This is a genomic window from Natrinema soli (assembly GCF_028618695.1).
The window spans coordinates 1-5,840 of the sequence record NZ_JAQIVI010000102.1 but is presented as its reverse complement, the minus strand read 5'-3'; the positions used below and the strand labels follow the sequence as shown (position 1 = coordinate 5,840).

Sequence of the window (5,840 nt, the reverse complement as noted above, 5' to 3'; positions counted from 1 at the left end):
CTCGGACGGGCCGCCGCCGAGCACGACACCGCCCTCGAGGTCAACAGCAATCCCCGCCGGCTGGATCTCTGGGGCAGCGCCGTCCAGGCCGCTCTCGAGGAGGGGGCAGCCATCGCGATCAACACGGACTCTCACCAGCCGTCGACGCTCGAGTACATGCGCTGGGGCGTTCATACGGCCCGGCGCGGCTGGGCCGAACCGGCCGACGTGATCAACACGTGGGAGCTCGCGGACCTCCGCGAGTTCCTCCACTGACCGATAGCGTCCGTTTCCATCCCTCGACACTCCATGCGACTCCTCCTCGACGTCATGTGCGGCGGAATCGTCTCCTATCTGCGAATGTGCAACCACGACACCGCGTACGCCGGCGACCGAGGACTCGAGGCCGATGATGCCGTTCTCGCCGTCGCTCGGGACGAAGAGCGGACGGTCGTCACTCGAGACGTCGAACTCGCGGGGCGAGCCGACGAGTCGATCCTCCTCGAGTCCCGCGACGTCGAAGCCCAGCTCGCGACACTCGACGCGGCCGGGATCGACCTGACGCTGGCGGACGAGCCCCGGTTCTGCGGGCGGTGTAACGGCCCGCTCGAGCCCGTCGGTTCGACGGCGTCGACCCCGGAGTACGCGCCCGATCCGGCCGACTGCGAGGTGCGGGTCTGTCGTGATTGCGGCCAGTACTTCTGGCGCGGGAGTCACTGGGACCGAGTGGCTGAGACGCTCTCGAAGATCCGGGAAACGACTGTAGAACCCGACGAACGGTCGAAGTGGTCGCTCGCAGACCGATTTCGAGCGACTACGTCCGAGAGTGACGATCGCAGCGGCTAATAGACTGACACGTCGTCGAATCGACCGTCGTACGCAATGTGGGTGGGATGGGTCGGCTCTGTTCCCGACAGGAAGAGTCGATCGACCTTCTTCCAAGTGTTCTCGTAGACGAGGTGGGCGAGTTCCGACACCATCGTCGTCAACTGATCGAGGCCGTTGTCATAGACGACCCGGCGTGCGATCCCGTCCCTGATCGCGGTCACGAGCTCCTCCTCGCGTTCGATAGCCGCCTCGAAGGCGGTGTGGGCGACGCCGACCGTTCGCGGGAGGTGGGCGTACGAGGAGGTAAACGGCGGGAGCGAGAGCGACTCGGCGAGGGTGCGCGCGCGGCGATTGTGCAATCGAAAGTGCTTCGGGTTGAATATCTCGACCGCGTCGATCGTCTCCGCGTGCGCTTTCAGATCGGCTTCCTCGAAGCTCACGTTCGCGAAGGTCGGATGCGGGACGAGCACCGCCGCGCCCTGTCGGTCGAACTCGGCCATCGCCGTCTCGAGCGGGATGTAATCCGGAACGGGATCCTCGAGACCGATGGCGAGGACGTGTCTGCGCTGTCGCCACGACCCGGTGAACACCTCGCGGGCGGGAATCACCAGCAGCTCGTCGTCGGTGTAGTCCGCCGCGCGCTCGCGGATCTCCGGGAGGCGGGTGAAGTGAGGTGCGTAGACGATCGCGTCGAGGCCGGCTCGTTTCGCCCGTTCGACCACGCGGTCGTTGAGCACCTTCACGTGGCAGTCGACTCGGAACGTCATCCGTCGGTCACGCCGCTCACTTTCGTCAGCGCCGAGTTATGAATTCTGATTTTCCGGCCACTCGACGGTGGCCTTGATCGCGTCGACGATCGGGACGACCGGTTCCGCCGGATCGACCGAGATGAAGAGGCCGTCGTCGCCGATGTAGACGCGGAGGATCTTCAGGAAGTCCATCGATGTCGTGATGTACTCCACGCGCTCGGCGTCCGGAAACAACGTGTTTCGAAAGAGCTTGCTCTGCATAAAGTCCATGTGGACGTTCGTGTGGATTTTCTCGAAGTGCTCGAGCATCGCGTCTCGACTCTCGTACATCGAGACGGTCTCGTCGCTGAGATAGAGCGGCCGAAACGACTCCGTGTCGTACTCACAGAACGCGTACAACGGTCCGGAGACCGTTTCCTGAACGACCTGACGGACGCGATCGGCATCGAACGCCGTCAGCTCCGACCTGTTAGTCGCCGACATACCTCGAGTGGATGAACTCGACGGCCGAAGGTCTGCCGGGCACATGTTTGATTGATGACCTTCGCTGCGAAAGGATGATTAGGGCGGCCGTCCGAGTGACCGTATCGAATGGCCTGGAAATGCGGGATCGACGGCTGTGGATCGGTGTTCGAAGACGTCGAGTCTGCCGTCGTCCATCAGGCGACGGACCACCAGCGCCGCGAGTGTAAAGTCTGTGGGACCATTATTCCGGACGGCTATCTCGCGATTCGTCACGCCTTCACCGAACACAGCCGCGCCGAATACGTCCGCGCCTACGGTGCCAGCTCCGAAGCGGTTCGGGAGCGCGAGGAGTTGCTCGAGGAGATCGAGTCCGTCGCAGATATGCAAGCGATCGCCACGGGACTGAAACGATAACGAACGGCGACAGTACCCCCTGATCCCCCTCAGTAGTGATGTCGGCATCAGTGATCACCGATGCCGACCAGCATCGGACCCCGTTCTCAGCGTCGAACTAGTACCAGTAACTGAGAAGCGTGTTAGCGCTCGTCGCTATCCAGCACACGAATCTGATCGCCGCGCACCGTCACCGGAATCGGAACCGTCGCCTCGTACAGTTCGACCGTCACCTGATCCTTCCCCTCGTCGATGCGCTGGACCTGAGCCTTCTCGCCCTTGAACGGACCGGCGATGAGCTCGACGATGTCACCCTCCGCGATTCCCTCGACGTCCGGTTTCGGCGAGAGGAAGTGTTCGACCTCCGAAATATCTGACTCGCCGGGAACGATGCTCCGCGCGTGCGGAATGTCCTCGAGGACCCGATTGAGGACCGCGTCGCCTTCGGCCTCGACCATCACGTAGGAGGTCAGCGAGTCGGGAGCGAGCGCGGCGTGAATATCCGGCTCTTCGCGGTTGATGATCATGTCCGCGACGGTTCGCTCCTGGCTCGCCGTCGTTTTGACAGCGAAGATGCCCATTAGAGGCCACCACCGCTGGTCAGGAACACCATGATCGTGCCGATGAGGAATCCGACGAGCCCGATCAGCAAGACTCCTGCACCGGCAATTTTCGACACCTGGAGGAACTCCTCAGTAGTGGGTGTCGTCGCCATTTTCAACACCCGAACGTACGAGGTGAGGTCGTACGGAACGTCCATGTATGTCTGTTTACAACGCGGGGTCTTTTATCTGTCTTTCGTGTCCGCCGACGGATCGTGCCCGTTCCGGTGTCGAAATGGCGCTCGATCGGGACCAGCAGCGACGTTGCATTCGACGGCCTCGCGCCCAAACCGCTTGGCCGCCAATCCCGTCTCATGGCAGAAGATGACGCCGACAGAGCGAACGAGTACGAGGCGGAACGAGAAGCAGAGATCGACGACGAACTCGAGCGGATCGACCGCGATCCCGACGAGGTCGACGAGGGCGACGACGACCTCGGAACCCAGAACGCGCCCCGCGAGGAGGCGGACGATCTCGAGGACCTCGAGGAGGAGGAACCGGAAGAAGCAGATCGAGAAGCGCCCGAAGAGGAGTGAGCATACGGCGGAACCGTCGGAGAGCCGCCGATGGCGAACTCAAAACGATGGGAACACTTCTTCCTCGTAGAACTCGACGAACTCCGCCTGGTTCGAGCCGATCTGATGGACGACGACGCGGTCGTACCCCGCGTCGACGTACTCCTCGAGCGCGGCGACGTGTTCGTCGGGATCGTCACCGCAGACGATCAACTCCCCGATATCGTCCTCCGAGACGGCCTGCGTCGCCTGTTCCAAGTGCGCTGGGGTCGGTAACTCCCACATCAGTTCGCCCGGGAGTCCCTCGATGGCCCAGATCTCGTGTGCGCGTTCGACCGCTCTGGCCTCGTCTTCATCGTAACAGACGGTGACCTCGCCGTATCGCGGCCCGTCGCCGCCCGCCGCCTCGAACGCCTCGAGCAGCTCCGAGTCGGGACTGACGCCGACGAAGCCGTCCCCGAATTCGCCCGCAAAGCGGGCCGCATTCGGGCCGTCAGCGGCGATCGGAATCGGCGGGAGTTCGTCGGGGAGCGTGAACAGCCGCGCGTTCTCGACGGTGTAGTACTCCCCGTGGAAACTGGTCGTCTCGCCCTCCCAGAGCGTGCGGATGATCTCGAGCGCCTCCGCGAGCATCTCGAGTCGCACGGCGTGTTCCGGCCATCGATGGCCCAGAACGTGTTCGTTCAACTGCTCGCCAGCGCCGACGCCGAGGAAGAATCGGCCGGGGAGCATCGTTGCTGCTGTCGCGGCCGCCTGTGCGATGATCGCCGGATGAACGCGGATGATCGGACAGGTAATTCCGGTTCCCAGTCGAAGGTCGTCAGTCGCCTGCGCGATGGCACCGATCACGTTCCAGACCAGCGGGCTCTCGCCCTGGCTCGCGAGCCAGGGATGGAAGTGATCGGAGATCATGGCGAACTCGAACGCGGAGTCGTCGGCGAGCTGTGCGTACTCGACGAGATCGTTCGGACCGTGCTCCTCGCAGATGAGTTTGTGGCCGATTTCGGTCATGGTTCCGTCGGAGGGCGTTCGCCCGGTGTTTCCGGGATCGGCGTTTGCGGCAGCTGCGGCTCCGGCCGCGCTTCCAGCGTCACTTCGACCGATCCCCGTTCGCCGTCCCGGACGATCGTGAGTTCGACCGTGTCGCCGGGCGACGTCACGAGTGCGAGAGACGAGAGTAGCTGCGACTGATTCTGGATTTCCTCGCCGTCGATGGCGACAATTACGTCGCCGCTGCCGGGCCGGGAGGGGTCCGCCGGCTGAAGAACGCCGTCGGCGGGCGCGTTCGGGACGACTTCCGTGACGAGGACGCCGGTGGCCGCCTCGAGTCCGATCGCCTCGGCGATGTCCGGTCCCACGGGCTGAACGGCGACGCCCATGAACGGGTGTTCGTACGTGCCGTCCTCGATGAGCGCGGGGACGACCCGATTCGCGAGGCGCGAGGAGATCGCGAAACCGATCGTCTGATCGGCACCGGCGAAGACGATCCCGAGCACGTCGCCCTCGAGACTCACGAGCGGCCCGCCGCTGTTGCCGGGGTTGACCGCCGCGTCGGTCTGGATCGCGGCCGGGATCGAGGTGCCCGCCGGGCTGGGCAGCACTCGATCGACGCCGCTGACGATCCCCTGAGAGATCGAGGCATCGAGTCCGAGCGGATTGCCGAGGACGAGCACCTCCTGTCCGATTGCGGGCTCGCGGTCGACGATCGACAGCCCGGACGCAACGTCCGGCAGCTCCTCGACGCGAAGGACGGCGAGATCGCTATAGGGATCGGTGCCGACGATCGACGCGGTCCGCCACTCCTCGGTACTGAACTGCAGTTCGACGCCACCCTCGGCCGCGCTCTGGACGACGTGGTTGTTGGTTACGACGTGCTGATCGTCGATGACAAACCCCGATCCCAGTCCGCCACCGCCGCGAGGGCCGGAGACGGTGACCAGCACGACGGACCCGATAGTGTCGCGATACGTCGCTGTATACGGACTGTCGACACCGTCGTCACCGTCTCCGCTCTGCCCATTCTGGCGGTCCTGTCCGCCCTGCCCGTTCTGCGCAGCACTCGAGCCGACCCCGGGGCCGCCGATCGCTACAGTGGCCCCGACCGTTCGAAGGACTCGTCTGCGCGTGCGCTGATCTGGAGTCACGCCCGTAGCGACCCCGACGAGTGGCATAAAACGGTAACCAGCACACTCAGACGGTCCAGCACACACAAACGGTCGTACCGCGGCCGCCCCCGGGAAGGAACCGCCGAGAGCGCCGCCTCGACCGCGTCGACTACTCGTCGCGCGCCGCCTCGACCGCGTCGACGA

At 64.4% G+C, this 5,840-nt stretch carries 9 protein-coding genes and 1 pseudogene; 4 read left to right on the top strand and 6 right to left on the bottom strand.

What is annotated here, in order from left to right:
- Together PGX04_RS07330 and PGX04_RS07325 are read left to right on the top strand one after the other, a co-directional pair.
- Positions 1 to 255, top strand: a pseudogene (locus PGX04_RS07330) (DNA polymerase/3'-5' exonuclease PolX); the annotation flags it as partial.
- 33 nt (positions 256 to 288) lie between these two features.
- Positions 289 to 825, top strand: a complete 537-nt coding sequence (locus tag PGX04_RS07325) for a Mut7-C RNAse domain-containing protein (protein WP_273737909.1) — start codon at positions 289 to 291, stop codon at positions 823 to 825.
- On the opposite strand, the gene PGX04_RS07320 is transcribed toward PGX04_RS07325, so the two are convergent.
- A complete protein-coding gene (locus PGX04_RS07320) occupies positions 822 to 1,574 on the bottom strand; it encodes a PHP domain-containing protein (protein WP_273737908.1) in 753 nt (250 codons plus the stop codon). The two genes, PGX04_RS07325 and PGX04_RS07320, sit on opposite strands and share 4 nt — an antisense overlap.
- A 36-nt stretch (positions 1,575 to 1,610) precedes the next feature.
- Positions 1,611 to 2,039 carry a hypothetical protein gene (locus tag PGX04_RS07315; RefSeq protein ID WP_273737907.1) on the bottom strand — a complete coding sequence of 143 codons (429 nt, stop codon included), beginning with the start codon at positions 2,037 to 2,039 and terminating at the stop codon, positions 1,611 to 1,613.
- A 108-nt stretch (positions 2,040 to 2,147) separates the two neighbouring features.
- Here PGX04_RS07315 and PGX04_RS07310 point away from each other — a divergent pair, with 108 nt between their 5' ends.
- Positions 2,148 to 2,435 (top strand): DUF7565 family protein, encoded by a 288-nt coding sequence (locus tag PGX04_RS07310; protein ID WP_273737906.1) that lies wholly within the window; start codon positions 2,148 to 2,150, stop codon positions 2,433 to 2,435.
- A 122-nt stretch (positions 2,436 to 2,557) separates the two neighbouring features.
- Here PGX04_RS07310 and PGX04_RS07305 read toward each other — a convergent pair whose 3' ends face one another.
- Both PGX04_RS07305 and PGX04_RS07300 read right to left on the bottom strand, forming a co-directional pair.
- Entirely contained in the window at positions 2,558 to 2,995 is a 438-nt protein-coding gene (locus tag PGX04_RS07305) for a transcription elongation factor Spt5 (protein ID WP_098726635.1), read from the bottom strand.
- Positions 2,995 to 3,174, bottom strand: coding sequence for a protein translocase SEC61 complex subunit gamma (locus tag PGX04_RS07300; RefSeq protein WP_098726634.1), 180 nt, complete (start codon positions 3,172 to 3,174; stop codon positions 2,995 to 2,997). Before PGX04_RS07300 ends, PGX04_RS07305 begins: the two co-directional genes overlap by 1 nt.
- A 156-nt stretch (positions 3,175 to 3,330) precedes the next feature.
- Between PGX04_RS07300 and PGX04_RS07295 the strand changes: the two genes are divergently transcribed.
- Positions 3,331 to 3,552 (top strand): hypothetical protein, encoded by a 222-nt coding sequence (locus PGX04_RS07295; protein WP_273737910.1) that lies wholly within the window; start codon positions 3,331 to 3,333, stop codon positions 3,550 to 3,552.
- A gap of 39 nt (positions 3,553 to 3,591) precedes the next feature.
- On the opposite strand, the gene PGX04_RS07290 is transcribed toward PGX04_RS07295, so the two are convergent.
- Both PGX04_RS07290 and PGX04_RS07285 read right to left on the bottom strand, forming a co-directional pair.
- Positions 3,592 to 4,542, bottom strand: coding sequence for a TIGR03557 family F420-dependent LLM class oxidoreductase (locus tag PGX04_RS07290; protein WP_273737905.1), 951 nt, complete (start codon positions 4,540 to 4,542; stop codon positions 3,592 to 3,594).
- Positions 4,539 to 5,702, bottom strand: a complete 1,164-nt coding sequence (locus PGX04_RS07285; protein WP_273737904.1) for a S1C family serine protease — start codon at positions 5,700 to 5,702, stop codon at positions 4,539 to 4,541. Before PGX04_RS07285 ends, PGX04_RS07290 begins: the two co-directional genes overlap by 4 nt.
- Positions 5,703 to 5,840 lie beyond the last annotated feature (138 nt).